Origin of the sequence: Bittarella massiliensis (ex Durand et al. 2017) (genome assembly GCF_017566145.1) — a bacterium.
GTDB lineage: Bacteria > Bacillota > Clostridia > Oscillospirales > Ruminococcaceae > Bittarella > Bittarella massiliensis_A.
On the sequence record NZ_JABFCL010000124.1, the window covers coordinates 1 to 238 of the forward strand.

A 238-nucleotide genomic window follows, 5' to 3' on the forward strand; every position below is an offset into this window, starting at 1 on the left:
GTCTGCTTGAAATGCGTCCGCCTATACTCTTTACCGGCGGGAACTTCCGTAGGAAAACAGCGCAGAGCAAGTTAGAATGCCTGAAAGAACTGCTAAACGACGGAAAGGAGAATTGCCTATGACCGACACCACGAGGAAAGACCGCACCGCTCGCCGCCCAGATTGCGTGACGGAAACGAGGATAGGAAACACAATCCTTGTTGTGTCCGGCTTTTTCAAGGAGAACAGCACCGAAACC

General features: G+C 52.1%; 1 pseudogene. It reads left to right on the plus strand.

The window, feature by feature from the left end:
* Positions 1–118: 118 nt before the first annotated feature.
* Positions 119–238: pseudogene (locus HJY11_RS13705) on the plus strand (transposon-encoded TnpW family protein); the annotation flags it as partial.